The sequence below is a fragment of the Nocardia sp. NBC_00416 genome, from assembly GCF_036032445.1.
In the GTDB taxonomy this organism is placed as follows: domain Bacteria; phylum Actinomycetota; class Actinomycetes; order Mycobacteriales; family Mycobacteriaceae; genus Nocardia.
The window spans coordinates 907,116-932,712 of sequence record NZ_CP107932.1 but is presented as its reverse complement, the minus strand read 5'-3'; the positions used below and the strand labels follow the sequence as shown (position 1 = coordinate 932,712).

Here is a 25,597-nt window from a genome sequence, read left to right as displayed (position 1 = left end):
TCATGGTTCGGTCTCTACGGAGGACGTCGGCCGCCACTGGAAAATGGTCCATTCGCGCCCGGCCGACGCGGTGGGCTCATAGGTGACGGTCATCGGCATTCCGTGGTACAGGTTCTGCTTCGGCGCGACCCCGATGATGTTGGCGTACAGAATCGGACCTTCGTCGATCTGCACCGCTCCGACGGTGTACGGCGTGGGGAACTCTGGAAAGTACTGCCGGTGAAAGACGGTCCAGGCGATCAGCTTCCCCGTTCCCTGAATGGGTATCCATTCGTATTCCGGGTCGAGAGTTTCGGGATCTACCGCCGCCGGCGGATAGCGGAGCCTGCCGGAGGCCGCTCGCTGCAAGCGCAGGTCCGATTTCTGGACGAAATTCCAGAACTCGTCCTCGTACATTCCCCGTGCAGGTTCCGGCCGACCGTGCTGTGGTGTCATCGTGGTTCTTTCCCATAGATAATGGTCATGACTTTCCCCGCGACATCCGATATGTACTGCACATTGCGGGTATTCGGGACCTGCCGGGTCCCGGCTTGTCCGCGGACCTGCCGAACAGCCTCGACCTGGTGATTCCAGCCCTGCATGTAGCTCTCCGATAGATGTCCCCCGGAGGTGTTGACCGGGAGCGAACCGCCCGGTGCGGTTGCTCCGGACTCGGCGAGCAGGCCGGCCGCGCCCTCGTCGCAGAAGCCGAAACCTTCGAGCGCCACCGGGATGTGGATGCTGAAAGAGTCGTAGATCTGCACGGAGTCGATATCGCCCGGACCCAGGTCGGCCATCGCGTACGCCTGTCGAGCGGCCTCGCGGTGCGCGGGGTGGTAGTAGTGCAGCAACCTGGGTTCCAGGGTCGTCGCGCCGGAGTTCATATCACTTCTTGCCAGCGCGTTGATGTACACCGGCGGGGCCGGGAAGTCCGACGCCCTCTCCGCGGAGGTGACGATCAGCGCGACACCACCGTCGTTGATCAGGCAGTAGTCGAACAGCCGCAACGGTGTGCAGATCTCGCGGCTCTGCAGGTAGTCGTCGACGGACAGGGGCTTGGTCATGATCGCGTTGGGGTTCATCTGCGCGAACGCGCGTTGCGACGCGACGAATGCTCCCAGTTGCTCACCTGTCAGTCCGGTCTCGGCCATATAGCGGTTGGCCATGAGTGCGTAGAGCGCGCCCTGCGACGTCAGGCCCCACGGTGCGAAATACGAATACGCGAGGTGGCGTTCTGTTCCCATAGCACCGGGGCCCCCGTATCGGGTTCCCACCGCCCGCTGGTCATTTCCGTACACCAGCGCCACCGTCTCGGCCAGACCGGCGTGGATCACCTGAGCTGCTTTGGCGACGGCATTCGCCGCGTCCGCCTGGTCGGCCCACCTGGGGTTGATCCCGAGTACCTCGCCGAGACGTTCACTTGCCAGCGCAGGTCCGGCGATGAGGCCGTCGATATCCGATGTTCGCAGCCCCGCGTCGTCGAGCGCGCCCCGAAGGGCAGCGGCCGCATATCCGTATGCGTCGGTGCGCGGAGTCCCGGCTCGCACCAGGGCGTAGTCGTCACGGTAGGCGGTCTCACCGATACCGACGATCGCCGCCGCGGACCGAAGGTCTTGTAGTCGCACTTCATTCGGCACAGCTATATCCCCAACTTGTTCGTATCGATCGAATCGAAAGTGTTCGCGGTATCGGCGATCGCCGATTTGATCTCCTCGTTTCGGTAGCCCAATGCGGGCATCGTCGATCTCACGGCGGCCGGCGTGTGAGAAAAGCGCATGGGAGTTTCGAGTACGGTCCAGGTGTTGCCGTCGCAGCTGTCACGGTCGATCAGCAGGCCTCGTGCTCGCGTGTGGTCGTGGACGATCACCTCGTCGAGGGTGAGCACGGGGGCCGCCGAGTCCGGGGGCAACATCTCGACGATTTGGTCGCGGGTGAGATCGGCGATGCCGTCGATCGACGCAACTACGGCACCGACTTCGTCCGATGCGCCGGTATCAATAGCGACATAACCGTCGGCGGCTCTGATCACCCGGGCCGCGAGCGCAGCGCCCGGCACCGAGTTCCACAGTGTGTACGTCGCCCACGCTGTGGCGTCCTGCATCGCGATATCGATCGCCCGCCCGCGCCCGGTTCGGTCACGTATCAGTAGCGCGGCGAGGACGGCCGCGAGGCCGAACTGCCCGCCGAGCTGATCCGAGAGCGAGACTCCCAGTTTGACCGGAGACGACCCGGCGACAGTGTTGGCGTCCAAGACGCCGGACATCGCCTGGACCACAGTGTCCAGTGCCGGCCTGCCGGGATATGCGGAATCGTGGCCGAATCCGTTCATCGAGCAGTAGATCAGTCGGGGAAACCTGGCCTCCAGTTGCGCGGAGCCGAATCCGAGCCGGTCCAGCGATCCCGGTTTGAGGTTCTCGATCAACACATCGGCCTCGGCGACCAGGGACATGAGATGTGCCCGGTCGTCGTCGTCACGCAAGTCGAGCACGACGCCTGTTTTGTCCGTATTGCTGATGGCAAAGATGTAGGACTGCCCGTGCGCGTCGAGAGGTGCGTTCGTCCGGTTGGAATCACCAGCCGGCGGTTCGACCTTGATGACCGTGGCGCCCAAGGCACCGAGTTGCCGGCCGGTGAGCGGGCCGACAGTGTTCATCCCGATCTCGACCACGCGGATTCCGCGCAGCGGTCCCCGGTTCCGGCACCGCGAATCGTGGGCGTCGTCCCTATCACTGCCGGTAGCGATAGCTGGACGCGACGATCCGGGCTGCCCCCACTCGGTATCACTGTCCGAACCCGGAACAGCAGCCCCCGGTTCGTCGCTCGCCCTGAGGCGGAAGACGTTTCCCGGCAGCAACGTGTCGGCACCGGTCTCGGGATCCGATGCCGAGATCACCATCCGGCGGTGGCACAGGTTCTGTTCTGCGCGCAGGTCGGCGAGCGCCACAATCGGGCCGCACGGTATCCCTAGTTCGCCGAGCCTCCTTTCACAGTCCTGTGTCAGCAGCGTGCCGGTCCAGCGGGAGACTTCCTCATCGATGCCTTCTGCATTGATCATCCGAGCCGTGGTGGTCGCGTACTCTTCGGTCGTCGCCAACGCCGGACGTCCCATCGCCCGACAGAGCTTCGACCACTGGGCATCGGTGGGCGCGCAGATCATGACCCATCCGTCCACAGTCTCGTAGGTGTTCCACGGCGACAGGGTGGCGTGACGATTCCCATTTCGAATTGCCGAACTTCCGGTCATCGGAAGCGGTAGGAACGCAGCGAGCGCATTGATCGCGACGTCGAAGACCGCGATCTCGATCTGCTGCCGGGTGCCGGTGATATTCCGATAGCGCAGCGCCGCCAGAATCGCTGACGCCGCGTACACCGCGGCCTCCATGTCCAGGGCTGCCACGGTCGAAATGACGGGGGCACCCGTCCGCTGGCCGGTCAGCCACGCGGTACTCGACCAGGCTTGTAAGAGTTGCTCCGAGCCGCCCGTGCCGGACAGCGGACCTGTCGATCCGAAGGCGGTCACATCGCAGATGATCGCGTGGTGACCGGTGAGTGCGCGGTGATCCGGCTCGTCCGAACTGACCACTACAACGTCCGCCCGGGCGATCAGGTCGTCGATGAGTGCGGCGTTATCCGGTGAGGCGGTGACCACCCGCTTACCCGCGACGGCGGTCACCCGGTCGATCCACTTGCCGCCCAATCGCTTTCGTCCCACCGCCGCCGGGGGCTCGATCACGACCACATCGGCACCGAGATTCGCGAGCAAGCTGCCGCAGGCGCCGACCGCGATTCGATTGCCCATCTCGACGACAAGCAGCGGTTCGGCCAACTGAAGATACAACAAGGACTGCACCTAACACGCCCTCCTGAGCGCTATGCGCACGATCTGTGCCCTACACACACTGACACAGAATGTCGCGCATGTCACCATCATGTTCCGATTCAGTCCACGCCCAAACCTCCATGAAGCCGTACTCGGGCCAACACACAGGTCAGTGAGCTCCGGGTGCTGCGGAAATCTGATGGTTGACAAAGCCGCGCAACCGAGGTGAGATGTACCTCACAACGCACCTATTGTGCGCAGTGCGCACGCCAGCAAAAAGTTCCCGGCCTTACAACTCGAATCCGGCCTGGTGTGCGCTTCGCCCGTTCTATAAAGACAGGCGTCAAAAGAAGAGGAATCCAAGTGACATCGACTGCCACTACCGATATCGAGCGGAGAACTATCCGCAAGATAACGATTCGCATGCTCCCGCTCGTCGGACTGTGCTACATCGTTCTGTATCTCGACCGGCTCAACATCTCGGTCGCCGCCCTCACGATGAACGAAGAACTCGGGATCACCGCGTCGGCGTTCGGACTGGCCGCAGGCATTTTCTTCTGGACATATACGGTCGTCGAGGTCCCGAGCAACTACATACTCGGCAAAGTCGGCACCCGAATATGGGTCACGCGAATCATGATCACGTGGGGACTCGTCACGATCGGAACCGCGTTCGTGCACAGCGCGACATCGCTGTCGGTGGCCCGGCTCCTACTGGGAATCGCCGAAGCCGGCTTCTCGCCCGCGATGCTGTTCTTCGCCGCGTGTTGGTTCCCGAAGAAACAACGCGGCACGGCAGTGGCGATGATGTTCAGCGCGATCTGCGTCTCCGCGGTCCTCACCCCACTGCTGACCCATATCCTCGAGTGGACCGACGGTCTCGCAGGAATCTCGGGATGGCGGTGGCTGTTCGTCATGACCGGGATCCCACCGGTCGTCCTCGGCTTCGTCTGGTATCGAGTGGTCCGCGACTCTCCCGCTCGGGCGACTTTCCTCGACGACGACGAGAAGTCGTGGTTGGCCGAGACCCTGAAGAGGGAGGCTCCGGACCAGGCCGGTGAGGGAAGCCCACGCCACATGTCGTTCGTCTCGGGGATCCTCAACTGGCGGGTCGCCGTTCTGACGGTGGTATTCCTCTGCTTCACATTCAGCCTGTACGGATACCAGTTCTGGATCCCTCAGATCGTCAAGAACTTCGGTGTCACGAACAACCAGGTCGGCTGGATCAGCGCCATTCCCCCACTGCTGGCGATCGGCCCGATGCTGTTGTGGGCGAGGCATTCCGACCGCACCCAGGAACGGGTCGGGCACTTCTGCGTCGCGGCGGTTACCGCGGCAGCCGGATTCACCATAGCCGCCGTCTTCTTATCCGAGCCGGTGATGGCGATGGTCGGATTCAGCATCGCCGGAATCGGGTTGTATTCCGCCATGGCCATGATCATGGTGATACCGTCCACATTCCTCACCGGCGCCGCCCTGGCCGCCGGACTGGCATTCATCAACGGCACCGGAAATTTCGGCGGCTATCTAGGACCCCATGTCACCGGCCTCATCAAGGAATCGACCGGCAGCTTCACCCTCGCCGCCGCGATATTCGCCGTCTCGATTCTTACGGCCGCGGTGATCGCCTTCATCTTCAAACAGGTCACCGAATCCGCCGCGAAAGGCGCCACAGGAATCCCGAAGGGGCCGCTACCGACTGCCACCGCACACTGACCGAAGTCCCTTGTTCCGCAGAGTCGGCGGTCTGATTCGAGGCCGAAATCGAGCACTTTCCATAGCAGACGGCCAGCACCTCGTCGGTGCTGGCCGTCCGGCTGAAACAGTGGGGGACCAGCGTGAACCGACCTGGCACGAGCTAGCGTCGTAGTCGGTGCCAGAAGCCTGGATCACACTTCCGGCATCGCATACCGTTGCCATTACAGTATCTTTTTTTGCGACCACGGATCCGCACCACAGATCCGCGAACGCGAGACAACACCGGCGCACATCGCCGGTACCAGGAGGCCCTGCCATGACGAGCGCGTCCGCCGGAGCAGAACCGGTCACCGCGGAGGATTTCCGGGAGATCCTGGCCCAGACCCGGAACTTCGTCCGCAGCGTCGTCATGAAGCGGGAACGCGATATCGCCGAGGAGAACCGGATGCCCGGCGATATCGTCGAGCAGGCCAAGGCCATGGGGCTGTTCGGCTACGCCATCCCGCAGGAATGGGGCGGGCTCGGCCTGGATCTCACCCAGGACGTCGAGCTGGCCATGGAGTTCGGCTACACCACCCTCGCCCTGCGGTCCATGTTCGGGACCAACAACGGAATCGCCGGCCAGGTGCTGGTGGGTTTCGGCACCGACGCACAGAAATCACGGTGGCTCGAACCCATCGCCTCGGGCGCGGTGGTCGCCTCGTTCGCGCTCACCGAATCGGGGGCCGGGTCCAACCCGGCATCGCTGCGGACGACGGCACGGCGCGACGGCGCCGGCTGGGTGATCGACGGTGAGAAACGGTTCATCACCAACGCCCCGGTCGCGAACCTTTTCGTGGTCTTCGCCCGCACCCGCCCGGCCGACGAGCAGGGCGCGGGGATCGCCGTCTTCCTCGTCCCGGCCGATTCGCCCGGCGTCGAGGTCGGGCCGAAGGACCGCAAGATGGGACAGGAGGGCGCCTGGACCGCGGAGGTGCGATTCCAGGATGTGCGGGTCGGGCCCGACGCGCTCGTCGGCGGGAGCGAGGACATCGGCTACCGCGCGGCCATGACCTCACTGGCCCGCGGCCGCGTCCATATCGCCGCGCTGGCCGTCGGCACCGCCCAGCGCGCGCTCGACGAATCGGTCGGCTACGCCGCCACCGCCACTCAGGGCGGGACAGCGATCGGCGAATTCCAGTTGGTGCAGGCCATGCTGGCCGATATGCAGACCGGTGTGATGGCGGGGCGGGCGCTGGTCCGCGACGCCGCCCAGCGCTGGGTTTCCGGCGAGGATCGGCGCACCGCGCCGTCGGTGGCGAAACTGTACTGCACCGAAATGGCCGGGAAGGTCGCCGATCTGGCGGTCCAGGTCCACGGCGGTACGGGCTATATGCGCGATGTACCGGTGGAGCGGATCTACCGCGATGTCCGGCTGCTGCGCCTGTACGAAGGCACCAGCGAAATCCAGCGGTTGATCATCGGCGGCGGTCTGGTCAAGAATGCCCGGCGGCAGGGCACCCCGCCGACCTGAGCATCGTCTCGGGCCGCCGCCGGGTCGACGCCCGGCCCGGCGGTCGTTCACCGGGACAGACCTCGAACACCAGCGCGGGTCGGCTCGAGCCGCTTCCCCGCCCCCCGATATCTGCGGCCCGGCACAAACCAGGGGAACGCACCGAGTCGTTGCGGGCCACGCCGCCGCTGCAGGTACCGGCGACGAAGGCGCGGAAGTCGGCCCGGTCCGGCCCGTACCAGCAGGCGACCAGTCGCCTGCGAGCCGCAACCGGCCTGCACGCCGATCTCCCCGGTCTTGGAGACTGAACCCCATGCGTGATGTAGTGATCTGCGAACCGGTCCGCACCCCGATCGGACGCTACGACGGCATGTTCGCCGGGATCAGTGCGGTCGAGCTCGGTGTCACCGCGCTGCGCGGCCTGCTCGAACGCACCGGAATCGATCCGGCACTCGTCGGGGACGTCATCATCGGCCGCGGCGCGGTTCGGGTGACCACGCGGGTGGTGGGCCGATGAGCGACTCTCGGATCACCGCGGTGACGCCGCTGGCCGGACTCCGGATCGTCGAGATCTCCAGTTTCGTCGCCGCGCCGCTGGCGGGGATGACCCTCGCCCAGCTCGGCGCCGACGTGATCCGGGTCGACCCGGTCGGCGGCGCCGCCGACCGGCACCGCTGGCCGCTCACCGCCGAGGGCGCGAGTATCTACTGGGCGGGCCTCAACAAGGGGAAGAGGTCCTTCGTCGCCGACCTGCGCTCCCCCGAAGGACAGCAGTTGGTGTCCCGGCTCATCACCGGCGGCGGACAGCAGGGTGGGATCCTGCTCACCAACACGACCGACCGGGAATGGCAGGGGTACGACGCACTCACCCAGACCCGCCCGGATCTCGTCCATCTGGAGATCACCGGTCGCGGCGACGGCTCCACCGGTGTCGACTACACCGTGAACGCGGCCACGGGATTCCCGTCGGTCACCGGCCCGATCGACCACGAGGGCCCGGTCAATCATGTGGTCCCGGTCTGGGATATCGCCTGCGGCCTCTATGCCGCGCTGGCGATCACCGCGGCCGTGCGCCGGCGTGAGATCACCGGAGCGGGCAGCCGCCTCGTGATCCCGCTGGAAAACGTCGCGCTGGCCACGGCGAGCAACCTCGGATTCCTCGGCGAGGCCCAGCTCAACGGCACTGGACGGCCCCGGGTCGGCAATGCGCTTTACGGCAGCTACGGACAGGATTTCGCCAGTGTCGACGGCGTGTCCTTCATGGTGGTCACCCTGACGCCCCGGCACTTCCGTGACCTGATGTCCGTGACCGGCACAACGGAGGTCGTCGAAGCGCTGGCCACCGCACTGGACGCGGATTTCTCCGACGAAGGCACCCGATACCGGCACCGCGACGTGCTCACCGCGTTGTTCGCCCGCTGGTTCCGGGCGCGATCCGCCGAGGAGATCAGCGGAGCACTGTCGGGCACCTCGATCCTGTGGGAGCGCTACCGCACGTTCGACGAACTCGTCTCCGATCCCCGGGTCACGGCCAACCCCCTCTTCACCGACCTTCGGCAACCCGGAATCGGCACTCATCTCGCTGCCGGGGCACCGATATCGGTGGACGGCGCCTACCAGCCCGCCCGCGTCGCCCCGCACCTCGGCGAACACACCGACGCCCTGCTCCGCGACGAACTCGGCGTGGCCGACGCCGATATCGCGCGGCTCCGCGATCCCGCGACCGACTCCACGAAACGGACGAACCCATGAAACTCGCACGCACACAGGGACTCACCGACGTACAGACCGAAATCCTGGCCACCGTGCGCACCTTCGTGGACAAGGAGATCATTCCCAACGCCCAGGAACTCGAGCACACCGACACCTACCCGCAGGAGATCGTCGACCGCATCGCCGAGATGGGGCTCTTCGGAATCATGATCCCCGAGGAGTACGGCGGGCTCGGCGAATCAGTACTGACCTACGCACTCTGCGTCGAGGAACTGGCCCGCGGCTGGATGAGCGTCTCGGGCGTGATCAACACCCATTTCATCCTGGCCTATCTGCTGCGGCACCACGGCACCGAGGAACAACAGCGGGCCTACCTGCCCAGGATGGCCACCGGCGAGGTCCGCGGCGCGTTCTCGATGTCGGAACCGGAACTCGGCTCCGATGTCGCCGCCATCCGCACCAAGGCTATCCGCGACGACAGCGGCGACTACACCCTCGACGGCCGCAAGATGTGGATCACCAACGGCTCCACCGCCAACCTGGTGGCGGTCCTCGTCCGCACCGAGGAGAGCAAGGACAAACCCCACGACAACCTCACCACGTTCCTCATCGAGAAACCCACCGGCTACGGCACGGTCGCACCGGGGCTGACCATTCCCGGCAAAATCCACAAAATGGGGTACAAGGGGATCGACACCACCGAACTGCTCTTCGACGGCTACCGCGCTCCCGCGGAGACCGTTCTCGGCGGGATCAGCGGCCGCGGTTTCCGGCAGATGATGGACGGTATCGAGGTCGGCCGGGTCAATGTCGCCGCCCGCGCCTGCGGAATCGCCCTGCGCGCTTTCGAACTCGGCGCCCGCTACGCCCAGCAGCGCTCCACCTTCGGCAAACCGATCGTCGAACACCAGGCCATCGAATTCTCCCTCGCCGAAATGGCCACCAAGGTCGAGGCGGCCCACCTCATGATGGTCAACGCGGCCCGGCTCAAGGACTCCGGCGAACGCAACGACGTCGCGGCCGGGATGGCGAAATACCTGGCCAGCGAATTCTGCAACGAGGTCACCCAGGCGAGCTTCCGCATCCACGGCGGCTACGGCTACTCCACCGAATACGAGATCGAACGCCTCATGCGCGAAGCCCCGTTCATGCTCATCGGCGAAGGCACCAGCGAAATCCAGAAACGCATCATCGGCAAAGGAGTCATGCGCGACTACCGCATTTGACCTCGGGTAGCTTCGATCTGTGCAGCGCTGGCTCCGGGTTCACGCTCGTGCGGAGGACGCGTGGTACCGGTTCGAGGTCGTACGCGCGAGATGGAAGGTGGATGGTAATGCTGCTGCAGAACCGCACGACGATCGTCCACGGGGCAAGCGGCGCCGTCGGCTCCGCGGTCGCGCGGGCGTATGCGCGAGAAGGCGCTGAGGTGCACCTCACCGGACGCACGCGAGCCACACTCGAGGAGGTCGCCCACCGCATCAGGGACGAGGGCGGGATCGCGCACATCGCGGTTCTCGACGCGGTGGACCGGGACGCGGTCGAACGACACGCCGCGGCGGTGGCGGACCGGAGCGGCGGCATCGACGTCTGCTTCAACGCCACCTTCAACGACGACATCCAAGGCACCTCACTCGTCGACATGCAGATCGGCGACGTCATGCAACCGGTCGCCAAGGCGGTCACGTCGAGCTTCACCGTGGCTACGGCCGCTGCCCGCCACATGGTGGAACGCGGCACCGGCGTCATCCTCGTCATGGCCGGCGGACGGGAAGCGATCCCGAACCTCGGTGGCTCCCACATCGCGTGGGCCGCACTCGCCGGCCTGTGCCGGCAGCTCGCCGCTGAGCTCGGTCCGCATGGTGTCCGTGTCGCCTGGCTGCTGTCGCCGGGCTCCCCGGAACCGGACGAGCCCGACCCGGACGCCGGACGCCTGCTGCTGCCACGCCGCCCGAGCTACGCCGATATCGCGAACGCCGCCGTCTTCGCCGCGTCCGACTGGGCCGCAACCATGACCGCGACCGAACTCAACCTCACCGGGGGCGCTGTCGTCGACTGACGCCCGGGCAAGCGATCTGCCGCCGTCGCCGGGTCGGGTCTCCGATCCGCGCTTCAGGTCGGGATACTGGCATATATGGAGTGCAGCAGCAGTCCGGGCAGCGGCTCGCGTACGCACTCGGGACATGAGTCGGCTGTCACCCGTTCGGAGTGATCGTCGGTGAACGAGAGTGAGACGCCGCAGGCTGTCCTGATGGCTCGCTGGCCGGGGAAGGTCGCTGCGGGATCTGTCGACCAGGGAACCGCCTGTTGCGCCGGGGCATCGAGAACTTCCTGGTAGTGCACGTGCTCGGACCTGTGTCCGTCCTGTCCGAGTCGTCCGAGAAGTTCGAAGGAGCAGTCACCGTCGCTGTCGAGGCCGAGTAGGACCAGCACGTCCTGGCTGAGCCCGACTTCGACGCTACCGAACTTGTCGAGGTCGCCGCAGACGGTGTCGCCCGGTGCGAGCAACGCCAATTTCCGCAACCCGCGAACCACCTCTTCGCGGCCCGATCCGCAATGCAGCGGCCCGATCTCACCCGTCCCAGCAAATGCCGCGATCAACGTCAGAAACGTCGCTGATGCCACGGGTGTCCTTCACTCGAATCAATATCGACAGTGTCCGAGCCTATCTACTTGTCACCGATAGAACCAGGTGGCGACCGGTTCGCGATCGCCTACTATCTTCAACTGCCGGCGCACGCCCCACCATCATGGGCCGTCCCGGACTCCCCGACCGCGGCGGCCGATAGCATTCAGTGAGCGAGTCCGGTCCGTCGCGCGGTTCGGGTGCGGTTGTGATCAGGTGTCGTGATCCTCGCCGTCGATCCGGAACTCGGGTGAGGTGCCGCTGATGGGGACGCGGTCGCCACCGAGATTCACGGCGTCGCCGAAGTACCGGATCCGGTAGCTGCCGGGTGTCGCGTCCAAGGGGCTGTGCCAGACGATGGTGACTCGCGAGCTCGAGGCGGGGCCAGGAGACCAGCTGAAGGTGGTCGCCCAGTCTCCGTCGCCGGCGATCGTTCGCCAGCGCTGCTCGTCGCGCCGCTGCACCATGAGATACGTGCTGCCGCGATGCAGATCGTGGTTGGGGTGCGCGCCGGCGAATTCGACGGCCACCCGCTCCCCGGCCCGATAGGCGGACGCCGGCTCGGTGAGCACATCGCCGAAGTGGTGTCCCACCGGCGGAAAGTCCGGCTGCGGTGCAGTCTCCGCGGGTCGCTGCAGCGCTGCCAGATCGGGCGCCGTGATATCGGACGGTACCGCGCTGCCGTCCTGCATCGCGGTCGCGAGCTTCGCCGCGATCTGCTGCAGGGCCGGCAGCTCCCATCGGCCGAACAGAGTGCTCGCGCCCTCGTAGTGCTGGGCGTCGTACTCCTCGGGAGTCGTGACGTAATGGATATAGGCATTGCTGTATCCAGCGACCAGGACGTTGGCCACCTCGGCGCCGAGGGCGGCCGCCACCGTGCGCCGCAACCGCAGGCCGGCGGTGATCGTCACCTCGCCCGGAATACCCAGCAGATACAGCTCGCCGACCTGGAACAGCTGGACCGGAACGATCTCCTGCACATAGGGCCCGAACCGATTGAGCAGGCCACCCGGAGCGACGATCGCTTTGGGCGCCTGCGCATCCCGCAGCGCCGGCGCGAACCGGTACGCCCACCGCGACAGCACATCCCAGCCCGGATTACGGCCCTCCCGAAAGGTCTTCCAGTGGGTGGGCCCGTCGTACCCCGCGCCGGCGAAGGCGGCCGCACCTCCGGCAGGTCTGCCGGTACGGTGCTCGCGCTCGTCTCCGGTGAACTCCGCGGACACGGTCACCGCGGACAGATCGACATGCACGAAGCGGTGATCGATACTGCCGGCCATTCGAGGCATGTACCCCGCGGCCAGTTTCGCCGCGGCCTCGTACTGGCGCAGGCCGAGGATCCGGGTGTTCTCGCATTCGTCGCCGGTAGGGCCGTGACCGGGCCTACCGTCCAGGTTGGGCGACATATCACCGGCGTTGGTCTGCGCGAAGGCCGCGACGAAGTCGGGATCCGGATCCGCCAGATAGTCCACGCCCTCGACCACGCGCTCCCAGTGATAGGCGGCGTATCCTTTGTTGTCCCCGCTGATCAGCGTGTTCCGGTTGGTCATCGACGTGCCGTGGGTGGCGAACCAGTTGATGGCGCCGACCGATTCGCCTTCGCGGTCGATGCGCAGCACGGTCGTCTGCGGGTCGATCGCGTCGGGAAAGAACTCCTTGTCCTCCTGCGGATTGCGGTCGAATGCCGCACGCGAGCGATTGACGCTGGCCTCACGTAGTTCGCCGTGTATCAGGCGCAGGGTGCCCGGTGCGAGATCCTCGTGCGCCTGCTCGGCCGCCTCGACGATCCCGTCGACGATTGCGGCGAAGGTCTTGGGGCGGAAACCGATCGAGCTGTTGTACAACCGGTGGTGCGAGTAGCCGCCGGGCCCGCAGTGGGTGTGGGTCGCGGTGAGCATCACGTTGGACTCGGTGTAGGTGTCGCCGAAGCGCTCGGCCAGGCGGCGCAGCACTTCCTGGGTGATGCTGGAGAAGATCAGCGGCAGGTCGGTCACGACCAGCAGCACCCGCCGATCGGTGAGCGGGTCCGCGAAGACGAAAGCACGAGCGCGCAACCGCAGATGTATTCCGGTGGTCGTCTGATCGGCTTTGCCGTAACCGAGCATGCCGACCTCGGCCGGTTCTCCGGTGATGTCGGCGATGGCCCGCCCGACCAAATGGCGCTCGGGCAAATAGTTCGTCTCCGACATCGACCTCTTCTTCCGTCCTGTTGGAATCGGTCCGGGGGCCGGTTCCCGATTCGTTGCACCGACAAACTAGCAAGGACGAACGACGGGATTTCGTTGCGTAGCCACGGTTTAGGGCTGCCGCACGATGCGGTGAAAGCTCACCGCAGGGGTAGCCGATGTCGCCACCCTGGTGGTGGCAGCAGACGATCTCCGGCCCCGGACCGGCCACGCACCCTCGCATGCGGCTGACGCGCCGGGATCAGGCCCTTCGTACCTGGTCCATCGCGCCATAGACTCGCCGCATGAATGCGACCCTGTTCGCGCTCAGCGACCTGCCGCTGCGACTCGTCAACGCGGTGCTCGATCTGCATGTCGGCGGTCGCCGCCGCGAGGTGTTCTTCGATATCGACAAGACCTACCCGGCCCTGCGGGAGATCGACCGCAACGCCGACGCCATCTCCGCTGAACTCGTGCCCCTGCTGTCGGACTGGGAGGGCCTGCCGGAATATCACGACGTCGACGCCGCACAGCGGCCCATTTCCTCCGCGACGCCGCATCGCTGGAAGGTGTTCCTGCTGTACGCGATGGGCGAGAAGCCGGCCGGTAACCGGCAGCGCTGCCCACAGACCTGTGCGGTGATCGACGGCATGCCCGACTTGTTCCAAGCCTTTTTCTCGTTCCTGGAAGGCGGCAAGTCGATCCCGGCCCATTGCGGACCGTATCGCGGCTACCTGCGCTACCACCTGCCGCTGGTCGTACCGGCCCGCAATCCGCCGAGCATCCGGGTCAAAGACGTCACGCATACCTGGCGCGAGCGGGAGAGCATCCTCTTCGACGACAGCTGGGAGCACGAGGTCCACAACGACGCCGACGAGCTGCGCGTGGTCCTCATCGTCGACGTGCTGCGACCGCTGCCGCTCCCCTTCCATGCCTTGAACCGGCTGGTCAGTGTGTTCATCCGTTACCTTTATGGCCGGGGTCTCGTGCAGAATCTCCGGTGACCGGCCGAGCCGGATCGCCGCCACCTTGCGAACGGTCCGCCCCGGCCGAGGTTCCCGGTCCGGGCACGGAATCCCCGCTCCAACGGTAGCCGTAACCGCGGATCGTGGCGATCAGTCCGGGCCGGTCGAGTTTGGACCTGAGGCAGGCCATGTGGACATCGAGCGACTTCGACACGGAAACGTGCGCGTCTCCCCACACCCGATCCATGAGGTGCTGTCGGCCGACCGGAACACCGGGACGCTCGACGAGGATGCTGAGCAGTTGGAATTCTTTGGGCGTCAACGTCACTCGCGTACGCGCCACCTGGACACAGCGGGCTCCGAGATCGACCACGACATCACCGGCGACCACGATTCCACCGGCCCCGTGGGTTGTTGTGGCTGTCCGGCGCAGCAGGGTTTCCAATCGGGCGATCAGCTCGCCGACGCGTGCGGGCTTCACGAGGTAATCGTCTGCACCACCCCGCAGCGCCCGTACCACATAGCGCTCATCTGCCCGCGCGCCGACGGCCAGCACCGGAATCCGCCCCGACGACCGCACCCGATGCAGGACACGCATACCGTCCATTCCGGGTGCGGCCAGATCGAGCACGACCGCGTCGTACTCGGACAACGACACGAACGGCTCCGCCGACCAATCGATCCGTTCGGCACGATGCCCGCGTGTCCGCAGTGTTTCCGTGAGGTCCGATCCGGGCCCACTGCCCTCCGCCACCGCCAGCCGCATGCCCCATCCATATCTCGAAATGCTCGTCTGACCCAACATATACTTACATTCTCCAATGTTTCCGGGTCCCCAATCTTGGGCATAATCGAAAATTACCGCGATGGCACCTGAACACGACATTCCATATTGGGGTGCAATCGTCGGCGCGAACTGGCCGGAGATATCGCCGGCGATGTTGTCCACGTTGGAATTCAGGGTGCGCGATACAACGGTCTCCGTTCCGATCGCCGACGTGCGACGGTCGCGAGCGCAACTCGACGAGGTCGTGCAATCCAGCACGGGGTTACAACCGGTCAAGGACGCCGTGCTGGCCATAGAACGCACGATGACGGCCCACCAGGAAGCACTGCGGGTCGTCGCTGAATTCCTGGGCGCGTGCTCGGATTCTGTCGACCACGCACGTCGCGCGATCAGCCGCATCGTCGAACAGGCCGTGGACCTGATCCACCATGATTCGGTCCGATATCACGGCACGAACATCGACGATATCGTCGCGGCCGCGCGTGCCGATGTGACCGACGTCGTCGCTTCCGCGGGATCGGACCTCGACCGGACGACCGCACCGATGCTGAGAAGGATCGCGGAACTGCTGCGGCAGCCCGCCCCTGAAGAGGTGGAGCCCCGGTCCGAGGGAGGGAAGCCGTCGCACGGTATCGGTGGTGTCCCCGATACCGACGCGGCACCAGAGATCCCGATCGACCCGCGTCGCGATATTCGATTCCCCTTGCTTCCGCCCGGCCTGACCGAACTGTTGGGCCGGCCCCCATCCACCGCGTCGGGGTCGCCGGCCACCGACCGCGGCTCCGGACCGGCGCGCTCGGCGGAGACCGAGGACGACCGTCCGGGCAGAGTCGGTCCGGAACCGGTAGCAGACCGGCGACCGACTATTCCACCCGGATCGCAGCCTCCGCCCGAGCCGGCGCTCGGCGCGTCCGCGCGATCCGTCGATACGCCGCCCACACATGTTCCCGATCCGCAGGGCGTGCCGGTGCCCGAACTGCCGCCCGAACCACCGGGATGGGCCTCGTCGGCGCCGGCTGCCCTTTCCGAGCCGGATCGGCCTGCAATGCAGCTCGACACCGTCTCGGCGCACCCCGACAGAACCCCCGACCACGAGCGGAACCTACCGCCGCACGAGTCCGCCCTCCCTTCCTTCGAGGCGACCGCGTCGAACACACAAATCCCCCTCACCCCGCATGATCCGCACCGGACGCCGCTGGAGTGGGACCCACGGCTCGACCCCGACGGGGCAAGGACCACACCCGCGCCACCGGACCGCGGAGCCGACATCGGATCGGAAGCGACGGCCACGACCACACCAACCGGAACCGGAATCGGCCGGGCCACCGGCGCCGGACGACGACCTGTCCGGCAGGACGGACCGGCGAGTCCACCGGGGACCTCGGCGCAAGCCCCGAGTGCCGGTCCGCCGCGTCCGGACCGGACCCCGGTGCCCACCCCGGTCTGGGCGCCGGCGGCGAACCCTCCTCCCCCGCTGCCTATTCCGTCTCCTCCGGTATCCACACCCACGCAACAGGCTGCGGTCCCCGTGCCAGGCGTCGCCCCGTCTTACGAGTCCGCCCCGGGAAACCTCGATGCCGACCTGGCGCGAGCACTACTCGGCGGTGTCCTGGCAGCGGTGGATCCGAAGATGGGGCTGGACTGGTCGGTCGCCGTATTGCGCGACGAGCGAGGCGCACATGTCTTTCTGACCTCCGGGGAGGGCCGCGGCTGGCTGCCCGCGGGCATCCGGTTACCGCCTTGGATATCGCTGCCCTGGTCGTCGAGCGAAACCTTCGGCAGCATCGGTGCGGCATGGGAGGCAGTGCGCGACCCGGCACGGATTCTGGTCGAATTCGCCGCGGTCCGGGAGACGAGAACCGGGTCGAAACTGTCCGCGATCGTCTCATCCGGGAACGTGGCCGGAATACAGCCGTGGTGCGCCGGAGCGGTGGTGGCGGGGCCGGTTCCGCCGTCCGGCGAAGCGATGGACCTGGCCGCACCGAACTCCGGTTTCGTCGACCGGCTCGATATCGCGGCCTCGTCGTACCGATCGGCAGAACTCGACACCGTCGCCGGGCACCGAGTGGGGCAGCGCTGCACGGAACTGGCGTGGGAGGTACACGCGCGATTCACGAGCACCGTCGCGGAGATGGACGACGAAGTGGCCGCGGTACGTGCGGTCCGCCACCGTATCCTCACAGCACAGCGAACCGGCCGGTTATCGGCCGGTGAATGGTGTGATGAGCTCGTGGCCCGGGACCTGGCCCTCGCGGCCTCGGCACGGATGCGGCGGACCGACCCCGCGGGGATGGAGCTGGGGCACATTCACGTCGACCCGATCGAGGCGGAGATCGTGCGCACGCTGACCTTCGAACGCCGCTGTAACGAACTGGCGCTGTTGTCCGCGAGTGCCGCACCCTCGCGCCAGGTGCTCCGCGACGCGATCTATGCGTACAGCCACATAGTCGACCACCCGCAATTCCCGTCGGCGCCGGACCCGCCGGCCGATATCCCCGGGCTCGATGCCGAATGACCGGACGAACACCGCTTTTCGCGGTGCTGGGCCCGCTTCGGATACACCACGCGAACGAGACGGTGGAGGTGTCCGGGGCCCTGCGCCGCAATCTGATGGCCACGCTGCTGTTGCACGCGAACGAACCGGTGTCGATCGATGCCCTGGTCGAGATCCTCTGGCGGGAGCCGCGCAGCCCCGAGACTCTGGGCCGCCTGCAAGTACTGATGCACCGGGTGCGCGCGCTCCTCGACGAACCGGACCGCCTCACCGCGGAAAGCGGCGGCTACCGGCTCCGGGTGGGCAACGACGAGCTGGATTCCCAGCTGTTCTGCGCGCTCCTCGACCGAGCGGGCGCGCACGCCCATGATCCGGGCCGCTGCATCGGACTCATCCGCGAGGCGATCCGACTCTGGCACGGCGCCCCTTTCGAGGGCATAGACCTGCCCGATCTGGCCGCGGAGATCCAGCGGTTGTCCGAGCGCCGACTGGCCGCCCTCGAACAACTCTTCGCCGCCGAGCTGCGCGCGGGCAGACCCCAGGTCGTCCTCGATGAACTGCCCGCGCTCCTGCACCGGAATCCGTTGCGTGAGCGGTTGCACGAATTGCTCATCACCGGGCTGTACCACGCGGGCAGGCGCGGAGACGCCTTGGGCGCCTATCGCGACGCCCGCACCGTTCTCGTCGACGAGCTCGGGTTGGATCCGGGCCCGGACCTGCGCCGGCTCGAAGCACAGATCCTGGCCGGAACTGAAATCGAACCGGTATCACCGGCCGACACGGCCGCGGTCCCGAGGCAGCTTCCTCATGATGTAAGAGCTTTTGTCGGGCGTGCCGACGAACTGAGCCGGCTCGATCGTTTCGCAGCCGCCACCGGCACGGCACGTATCTGCGCGGTGGTGGGCGGCGGTGGGGTCGGGAAGACCGCGTTGGTCGTTCGGTGGGCACACCGGATCCTGGAGTCGTTCCCCGACGGTCAGATATTCATCGACCTGCAGGGGTACGGAAACGACGAACCGGTCGCGGCCAGGGACGCCCTGGCCACCGTGCTCCGGGCGCTCGGGGTCGAGGGAAGCGCGGTGCCGGCCGCACCGGCCGAGCGAGCCGCCCTGTTCCGTACGCTCGTGGCCCGGAAACGGCTCATCATCATCCTCGACAATGCCGGCGGCAGCGAGCAGGTCCGTCCGTTGCTCCCCGGCGCACCCGGCGTCTTCGTGGCGATCACCAGCCGGGACGCCCTGGCCGGCCTGGCCGCCCGGGACGGCGCGCTGCGGATCGAACTGGCTCCGATGACAGCCGGTGAATCCGGGTCATTGCTCCGCGAACTTCTCAGCGATCATCCCGCCGAACCGGAGGCGGCGGCCGAACTCGCCCAGCGCTGCGCCCACCTGCCGCTTGCCCTGCGCATCGCGGCCGAGCGGATCAGAGCCCATCCGGGCCACCGCATCCGCGATCTGGTCGCCGAACTCACCGGCGAGCAGTCTCTCGATCTGCTCGATATCGAGGACGACCCGCGGATTTCGGTGCGCGCCGTCTTCGCGTCCTCGTACCGGCTGCTCGAGCCCGAGACCGCACAGCTCTTCCGGATGGTCGGCCGGCACCCCGGATTCGAGGTCGACGCGTACTCCGCCGCGGCGCTCATCGGTTCGGTCGATCCGCGAGCGACCGGGCGCCGCCTCGAGCGGCTCGCGCGGGCGAACCTGGTCGAGCAGACGGCGTTGCGCCGCTACCACATGCACGATCTGTTGCGTGCCTATGCCGTGGAGCTGTCCGAAACCGTAGACGACGTCGCGGACCGAGCCGCAGCCCTGGAGCGGCTGCTCGACTACTACCTGCAGACCGCGTCCTCGGCCGCCGTCCGCATCGATGCGCTCGACGAGGAGATACACACCGAAAAGACCGCGGTGGCCCGCGTGTTCGACACACACGCCGCGGCGCTGGAATGGCTCGATGTCGAGCGCGATTCCATGGTCCGCGCAGCACTGCTCGCCGGTGCGACCCACTTCCGGCGTGCCACCGCGCCCGGCCGGGGCGATCCGGGCTACTACGCCGTCGGCCTCTCCAGAGCGTTGGGCTGGTACCTCGATCTCGGTTGGTACCTCGACGACGCATGGGCCCTGCACACCACCGCGGTGGAAGTGGCCCGGGACCGCGGTGACCTGATCGGCCACGGCTTGGCATTGCGGCACCTGGCCATGCTGAAGGCACGCAGGGAAGACCGCACCGGGGCCTTCCACGATATGCGAACGGCCGCCGCCGTGATCGCCACCTGCGGCGACACGGTGACCGAGGCGGCGATCATCGGCAGTCTGGGAATGCTGCACGCACACGACGGCCGGACCGCAGAGGCCGTACGCCACCTGTGGCGATGCGTCGAAATGTACCGATCGGCCGGCTGTCGCTCCCGTACTCATTGGCCCCTGGCGCATCTGGGCCTGCTGCTCCTCGGACAGGGACGACCCGACCGGGCCGCGGATTGTCTGCACGAATCCCTCGCCCTGGCCGAGGAATACAACAGCCTCCCCTCACAAGCCCACGCTCTGTACGGCTTGGCGTCGCTGTACAGTGACCGCGCGCGCTACGACCAGGCGTTGCGACACGGGCACCGCGCGGTGGCCATGGCCCGTGCGTCGCGCATGCGACTTCTGGAGGGATTGGCCCTCTACCACCTCGGCACGGTGTATCAGGCCATGGGCGACACAGAGCAGGCCGGCCGCCGTCAGAACGACAGCCTGGCAATTCTGCGATTCATCCGGGCCGGCCGTTAGGCACGATCGCCTTTCACTCCCCCTTCGTCGACGCACCTCCGGGTCCTCACGCGCGCTCCGATGCAGGTGACGTCGATGTAAGCCTCGTGTAAGCCCTCCGGCGGACCGTGGGCGCATGTCGCCGGGGTCGCCACAGGGCAGACCCGGCGCATGGTCCACAGCTGTCCACGCGGACACCACCGGCGCGGTGGTGGGAGGTCGACGAGCCATGAACAACGACATCGCGCGGCCGACGCCGCAGCGGCCCGATACGACGTGCTCGCCGCGGTTCGCGGTGGTAGGCGGCGGCGCCGGACTGGTCACCGAGCTCCGGCTGCGCACTGTGCGCGCCGAACATCTGTCCCGGGGCGCCGAGCTGGTGCGCAGACACCACGACTACGACGCGGCGATCATCGATCTCAAACTCACGGATACGACAGGACTCGAAGCGCTGATCGAGCTCCGCCGACTCAGCCGCATGCCGGTGGTGATGGTCGGTTCACGCACCGACGAGCGGACTGTGGTGCGGTGCCTGCGCACCGGCGCCGACGCCTACCTGGTGCACCCGGTACGGGTGACCGAACTGATCGTCCGCCTGCAGACGATCGCCCGACGCGTCGCCCCCGAACGGCGGCAGGCCGCCGCACCGCAGATCATCGTCACCGGCGATATCCACATCGATCTGCGGAAACGGCATGTCGAGGTGACCGGCAGAGCTGTCACGCTGACACCGATGGAGTTCGCCCTGCTGTATGCCCTGGTGCGACAGCCCGGTCGCGCACTGAGCCGGCACGAGTTGATGGATCGGGTGTGGGGCAGCGTTTTCCTCGGCAAGTCGCGCACGCTGGACGTTCACATCGCGTCGCTACGCGCCAAACTCGGCCGCCCGGAGCTCATCACGACGCTGTACGGGTACGGCTACCTGTGGAACCACACCCCCTCGGCCGACGCGGCGGCGGCCGGCGAGCCGGGCGACCCAGGCGGTGCGGCCCACCTGCTCGAACCTGTCGGGAGCAACTGTCAGGGCTGAAGGCCCGCCGCCGGGACCGGCCGCTGTTCAGCGGGCACCGAACTCATCCGACCTCGTCGGTCCACGCGACCTGGATCAGTTCGGTGCCACCGCGGGTGACGAGAATGCCCCGCCCCGGGGGCAGTTTGGTCGGCCGGACATCACCGACGACCTTGCCTTCGTCACGTGAGCCGCTCATGAGCAGGGTGTCGACCGACAGTTCGCGCAGCCTGCCCAGGACATTGTCGTAGAGGGCGCGGGCGATACCCCCCATCCGCCGCGCGACGACAAGATGGAATCCGAGGTCGCGAGCCTGCGGCAGCAGTTCGACCAGCGGCAGCAGCGGATCTCCGGAGCCGCTCGCTACCAGGTCGTAGTCGTCGATCACGATGAAGATCTCGGGGCCGCTCCACCACGACCGGTCGCGCAGTTGCCGGGGGGTGACCGAATCGGGTGGCAGCCGGCGCCGCAGATATCGTGCGACTTCCTCGATCATGCCCGTCGCCGTTGCGGACGAGGTCGAATAGCCGGCGAGCTGCTCGCCTTCCAGGACACCGAGCAGTGTGCGCCGGTAATCGACGAGAACCACCCGGGCGCGTTCGGCATCCGATTCGGCGGTGACGGCCCGGACCAGCGTGCGCAGTAGTGCGGTCTTACCGCATTCGACATCCCCGAAGACCATGAAATGCGACTGCAGGTCGAAATCCAGGACAACAGGGGCGAGTTCGTTCTCACCGATCCCTAGGACGATCCGGGTGGGTGAGACCTCGACGCCACGCTCACGCGCGAGTGCGGCGACTCGGTCGAGGCCGACGCTGTGGTCGAGCATCCGGACCTCGGGCGCCCGCCGGTTACCGTAGAGCCCGGTCAATTCGTGCCGCGCCGCGGAGACACCGTCGGCGAGAGTATCGCGATCTGTCACCGAATCCAGCCGCGGCAAGGCTATGAGCATCTGGAGAGAAGTTCCGGTGAGACCGCGCCCCGGCCTGCCGACCGGCACCGACGGCGCGGCCCGGCGGTTCATCTCCGACTCGCTGGGGTCACCGAGACGGAGCTCGATCCGGGTGCCGATGAGGTCTTTGATATTCGGGCGTATCTCCGCCCAACGGGATGCGGACACAACGACGTGCACACCGTAGGAGAGTCCCTGGGCCAGGGCGAGAACCGCCGACTCCAGCGGTTCGAACTCGGCTCGGATCGTCGACCATCCGTCGATGACGAGGAATACATCGCCATAAGGGTCGGCGGCCACCGCCGCAGTCGGCCTCGTTCGATGTTTGCGGAATTCGTGGACGGATTCGATGCCCAGCGCACGGAAATCCTCTTCCCGCCGCCGCATCAGACCGGTGAGCTCGGCGATGGTACGGCGAACCCGCTCGACGTCACCGCGCCCGGCGACCGATCCGACATGCGGCAGCCCGCGCAGACCGGCCAGCGTGCCGCCGCCGAAATCCAGACAGTAGAACTGCACCTGTTCGGGGGTGTGGCATGCGGCCGCGGCCATCACGATCGTGCGCAAGGTCGTCGATTTCCCGGATTGCGGGCCACCGACCACAGCGATATTTCCGGCCGACCCCGACAGATCGATCGTGAGCACATCGCGGCGCTGCTCGTACGGTTTGTCGATGACGCCGATCGGCAGCCACAGCTGCCCGTGACAGTTGGCCGGCGTGCGCCAGTCCGGATGCGGCAGGAGCATATCCACCGAGGGCGATTCGTCCAGCGGCGGCAGCCACACGCCATGAGCCGGCCTCCCGTGTCCGACCAGTCGGCGCACGACCACCTGCAACAGGGTCTCCGGCACACCGCCGGAATGCTCGTCGGCCCGTTCGTCCGCGGTGACCTCCGCGGGAGCCGGAGGAAGTTCGGGAAGTCCCGTCCCGGCAGCCCGTGTCCCGGTGTCCGGCCTGCGCTCGGTCACCGACACCGGAGCCGCCGTGAACAGCATCGGCCGCAGCCGCTCGGCCGCGCGCCCGTCGACCCGCCGCGATACGTCGCGATGGCGGTAGGGACCCGAGACATAGGACGCTTTGAACCGGACCGGGTCCGAGGCGTCGGTTTTGAGATACCCCGCCCCGGGATCCGACGGCAGGTGATAGGCGTCGGTGATGCCGAGCACCGACCTGGACTCCGACGCGGAGAAGGTGCGCAGTCCGATGCGGTACGACAAGTGGCTCTCCAGACCCCGCAGCCGGTTCTCCTCCAACCGCTGCGACGCCAGCAGCAGATGCACCCGCAATGAGCGGCCGAGCCGGCCGATCATGACGAACAGCTCCGCGAAGTCCGGTTTCTGCGAGAGCAGTTCCGAGAACTCGTCGACGACGATGAACAATGCGGGCAGTGGATCCAGCGGGGCTCCCGCGGCGCGCGCCGCCTCGTACTGGGACACATTCGCGAAATTCCCGGCCGCGCGCAGTAATTCTTGACGACGATTCAGCTCACCGGACAACGCGTCCTTCATACGATCGACCAGGGCCAGTTCCTCTTCCAGGTTGGTGATCACCGCCGCCACATGCGGCAACTGCTCCAACCCGAGAAAGGTCGCGCCACCTTTGAAGTCGACCAGCACGAGGTTCAGCAGATCCGGCGAATGGGTGGTGACCAGGGCGAGCACCAGGGTTCGCAGGAACTCCGATTTTCCGGAGCCGGTCGCGCCGATGCACAGGCCGTGCGGACCCATGCCGTTCTCCGCCGACTCTTTGATATCCAACTCCACCGGAGACCCGTCGGGGGTCACGCCGATCCGTACCCGCAATCGTTCCCGGCCATTGCGCGGCCGCCACACCGCGCCCGGATCGATCCGTGCGGCGTCGGGAATCTTCAGCAGCTCCATGAGCCCGGGGTCGACCGGCTCGTCCCGTCCGAGGTCCAGGATCTGCGCGGCGGTGATGATTCGATAATGGGCCAGCGCCCGGGCGAAGGCCTCCGCGTCCGCCGGGCCCACCTGATCGAGTACAGCGAACTTCTCGACGCCGAGACCGCTTTTCGCGGCGACGGCGCCGTCGGCGACGACCAACTGCAATCCTCGCCGCACCGCCGATCCGTCCGCGGGGGCGGTCAGGTCCAGGACTGTCACGGATTCGAACCCCGCATCGCTGAGGACCTGTTCACCACCGTGCACATGACCGTCGTCGATCACGACCAGCACGTGCGGATGCTCCGCCGAAGGTGGGGCGCCGCGCATGAATCGCCCACGCCCGGCCAATTCCGCCGCGCATTCGGCTTCGAATTCCGCCAGCGAGGGATAGAGCATTCGAACCGCGCCCACCGCATCGCGTCGGCCCGGATGCCGGATATGCGGCAACCATTTGGTCCAGGACCACGCCGGGCTGTCCGATTCGGCGCAGACTATCGCCAGCACCGCGTGGTCGGGCCCGTGCAGGGCGGTGAACTCCATGATCACGGAGCGCACGAGCATCCGGCATTGGTCCGGATCACCCTCGATGTTGATCGCGGGAAACGCGCGCAGGGATACCGCGGTGGGCAACCCGTGCACCACACCGTGGGTCCGCACGAAGCGTCGCAGCGAGACCGTCGACACCGGCTCCAGATCCTCCAGCGGTCCGGTCTCCGGACGGGCCAGCCGAGTCGCTAGCCGATGGGTGCCGATACCTACTCGTACATGACCGAAATCGGGGTCGGTGGGCCGCCGCTCCCACATCCGGCGAGTTCCGGTCAGCGCGTGCAGATCGAGTGGTTCGGGATGGCTCCAACGCAGCGCCTCGAGCTGACTCTGCCCCGTACGCCGCACCTCCAGACGGGTCTGCGAGAGGTAACGGAAGTAGTCCTTGCGCTCCTCGTTCAACTCCGCGGCGGCCTTCGCGCCCCCACCCGAGCCGTAACCGGCCACCATCCCCACCATCGACATGAGCATCATCAGCGGGAACATCAGCATGAGCGGGTTGCTCAGCAGCGAACGCCCCATCATGGCCATCATCGCGATCACGCCGACGACCGCGATCACCATCACCACGGGCATCAGCTTCATCAGCAGATTGCCGGGCAGCTGCCGGGGCACCTCGGGCGGCGCGACAAGATCCAGGTCGCCGCCCGGTACGACCGGGGGCGCGATACGGGGGCGACGGACAAATCCTCTGGTCGTCAC

15 protein-coding genes and 2 pseudogenes are annotated in these 25,597 nt (G+C 66.7%); 10 read left to right on the top strand and 7 right to left on the bottom strand.

Translation table 11 applies throughout. The features are described from left to right. Genes OG804_RS04190 through OG804_RS04180 form a run of 3 tightly spaced genes read right to left on the bottom strand, consistent with a single transcriptional unit; the run spans position 1 to position 3,829 of the window. Positions 1–435, bottom strand: coding sequence for a Zn-ribbon domain-containing OB-fold protein (locus OG804_RS04190; protein WP_328394046.1), 435 nt, complete (start codon positions 433–435; stop codon positions 1–3). Continuing rightward, positions 432–1,616, bottom strand: a complete 1,185-nt coding sequence (locus OG804_RS04185) for a thiolase family protein (protein WP_328394044.1) — start codon at positions 1,614–1,616, stop codon at positions 432–434. The genes OG804_RS04190 and OG804_RS04185 overlap by 4 nt, the downstream gene beginning before the upstream one ends. 2 nt (positions 1,617–1,618) lie before the next feature. After that, positions 1,619–3,829: a CaiB/BaiF CoA-transferase family protein gene (locus OG804_RS04180; protein ID WP_328394042.1), complete on the bottom strand. Its 2,211-nt coding sequence runs from the start codon at positions 3,827–3,829 to the stop codon at positions 1,619–1,621. Positions 3,830–4,111: 282 nt separating this feature from the next. Between OG804_RS04180 and OG804_RS04175 the strand changes: the two genes are divergently transcribed. The 6 genes and pseudogenes from OG804_RS04175 to OG804_RS04150 all read left to right on the top strand — a co-directional run bounded on the left by OG804_RS04175 (position 4,112) and on the right by OG804_RS04150 (position 10,758). Continuing rightward, a complete protein-coding gene (locus OG804_RS04175; RefSeq protein ID WP_328394040.1) occupies positions 4,112–5,515 on the top strand; it encodes an MFS transporter in 1,404 nt (467 codons plus the stop codon). A gap of 298 nt (positions 5,516–5,813) precedes the next feature. After that, the gene (locus OG804_RS04170; protein ID WP_328394038.1) at positions 5,814–7,010 is read left to right on the top strand and encodes an acyl-CoA dehydrogenase family protein; all 1,197 of its coding nucleotides are present in this window, start codon (positions 5,814–5,816) and stop codon (positions 7,008–7,010) included. Between the two features lie 292 nt (positions 7,011–7,302). Beyond that, positions 7,303–7,503 (top strand): annotated as a pseudogene (locus tag OG804_RS04165) (acetyl-CoA C-acyltransferase); the annotation flags it as partial. After that, positions 7,503–8,741 carry a CoA transferase gene (locus OG804_RS04160; protein WP_328394036.1) on the top strand — a complete coding sequence of 413 codons (1,239 nt, stop codon included), beginning with the start codon at positions 7,503–7,505 and terminating at the stop codon, positions 8,739–8,741. The pseudogene OG804_RS04165 and the gene OG804_RS04160, both read left to right, overlap by 1 nt. Continuing rightward, entirely contained in the window at positions 8,738–9,928 is a 1,191-nt protein-coding gene (locus OG804_RS04155; protein WP_328394034.1) for an acyl-CoA dehydrogenase family protein, read from the top strand. The genes OG804_RS04160 and OG804_RS04155 overlap by 4 nt, the downstream gene beginning before the upstream one ends. 107 nt (positions 9,929–10,035) lie before the next feature. Beyond that, complete coding sequence (locus OG804_RS04150; protein WP_328394032.1) at positions 10,036–10,758, top strand: SDR family NAD(P)-dependent oxidoreductase; 723 nt, start codon at positions 10,036–10,038, stop codon at positions 10,756–10,758. Between the two features lie 53 nt (positions 10,759–10,811). On the opposite strand, the gene OG804_RS04145 is transcribed toward OG804_RS04150, so the two are convergent. Further along, the gene (locus tag OG804_RS04145) at positions 10,812–11,324 is read right to left on the bottom strand and encodes a hypothetical protein (RefSeq protein WP_328394030.1); all 513 of its coding nucleotides are present in this window, start codon (positions 11,322–11,324) and stop codon (positions 10,812–10,814) included. A 213-nt stretch (positions 11,325–11,537) separates the two neighbouring features. After that, a complete protein-coding gene (locus OG804_RS04140; protein WP_328394028.1) occupies positions 11,538–13,514 on the bottom strand; it encodes a neutral/alkaline ceramidase in 1,977 nt (658 codons plus the stop codon). Positions 13,515–13,795: 281 nt separating this feature from the next. Between OG804_RS04140 and OG804_RS04135 the strand changes: the two genes are divergently transcribed. Next, positions 13,796–14,494, top strand: a complete 699-nt coding sequence (locus tag OG804_RS04135) for an aspartyl/asparaginyl beta-hydroxylase domain-containing protein (protein WP_328394026.1) — start codon at positions 13,796–13,798, stop codon at positions 14,492–14,494. A gap of 79 nt (positions 14,495–14,573) precedes the next feature. Here the strand turns inward: OG804_RS04135 and OG804_RS04130 are convergent. After that, a pseudogene (locus OG804_RS04130) lies at positions 14,574–15,221 on the bottom strand (response regulator transcription factor); the annotation flags it as partial. A 100-nt stretch (positions 15,222–15,321) separates the two neighbouring features. Between OG804_RS04130 and OG804_RS04125 the strand changes: the two are divergent. The 3 genes from OG804_RS04125 to OG804_RS04115 all read left to right on the top strand — a co-directional run bounded on the left by OG804_RS04125 (position 15,322) and on the right by OG804_RS04115 (position 21,513). Then, positions 15,322–17,757: a hypothetical protein gene (locus OG804_RS04125; protein WP_328394022.1), complete on the top strand. Its 2,436-nt coding sequence runs from the start codon at positions 15,322–15,324 to the stop codon at positions 17,755–17,757. Beyond that, the gene (locus tag OG804_RS04120; protein WP_328394020.1) at positions 17,754–20,504 is read left to right on the top strand and encodes an AfsR/SARP family transcriptional regulator; all 2,751 of its coding nucleotides are present in this window, start codon (positions 17,754–17,756) and stop codon (positions 20,502–20,504) included. The genes OG804_RS04125 and OG804_RS04120 overlap by 4 nt, the downstream gene beginning before the upstream one ends. A gap of 208 nt (positions 20,505–20,712) precedes the next feature. Further along, positions 20,713–21,513, top strand: a complete 801-nt coding sequence (locus OG804_RS04115; protein ID WP_328394018.1) for a response regulator transcription factor — start codon at positions 20,713–20,715, stop codon at positions 21,511–21,513. A gap of 43 nt (positions 21,514–21,556) precedes the next feature. Here OG804_RS04115 and eccCa read toward each other — a convergent pair whose 3' ends face one another. Next, positions 21,557–25,597 carry a type VII secretion protein EccCa gene (gene eccCa / locus OG804_RS04110; protein WP_328394016.1) on the bottom strand — a complete coding sequence of 1,347 codons (4,041 nt, stop codon included), beginning with the start codon at positions 25,595–25,597 and terminating at the stop codon, positions 21,557–21,559.

Excerpts from the sequence above, each read along its gene's own strand:
- OG804_RS04190 (WP_328394046.1), bottom strand. The coding sequence starts at position 435 with ATGACACCACAGCACGGTCGGCCGGAACCTGCACGGGGAATGTACGAG.
- OG804_RS04170 (WP_328394038.1), top strand. The coding sequence starts at position 5,814 with ATGACGAGCGCGTCCGCCGGAGCAGAACCGGTCACCGCGGAGGATTTC.
- OG804_RS04150 (WP_328394032.1), top strand. The coding sequence starts at position 10,036 with ATGCTGCTGCAGAACCGCACGACGATCGTCCACGGGGCAAGCGGCGCC.
- OG804_RS04125 (WP_328394022.1), top strand. The coding sequence starts at position 15,322 with ATGGCACCTGAACACGACATTCCATATTGGGGTGCAATCGTCGGCGCG.
- OG804_RS04155 (WP_328394034.1), top strand. The coding sequence starts at position 8,738 with ATGAAACTCGCACGCACACAGGGACTCACCGACGTACAGACCGAAATC.
- OG804_RS04160 (WP_328394036.1), top strand. The coding sequence starts at position 7,503 with ATGAGCGACTCTCGGATCACCGCGGTGACGCCGCTGGCCGGACTCCGG.
- OG804_RS04135 (WP_328394026.1), top strand. The coding sequence starts at position 13,796 with ATGAATGCGACCCTGTTCGCGCTCAGCGACCTGCCGCTGCGACTCGTC.
- OG804_RS04120 (WP_328394020.1), top strand. The coding sequence starts at position 17,754 with ATGACCGGACGAACACCGCTTTTCGCGGTGCTGGGCCCGCTTCGGATA.
- OG804_RS04140 (WP_328394028.1), bottom strand. The coding sequence starts at position 13,514 with ATGTCGGAGACGAACTATTTGCCCGAGCGCCATTTGGTCGGGCGGGCC.
- OG804_RS04115 (WP_328394018.1), top strand. The coding sequence starts at position 20,713 with ATGAACAACGACATCGCGCGGCCGACGCCGCAGCGGCCCGATACGACG.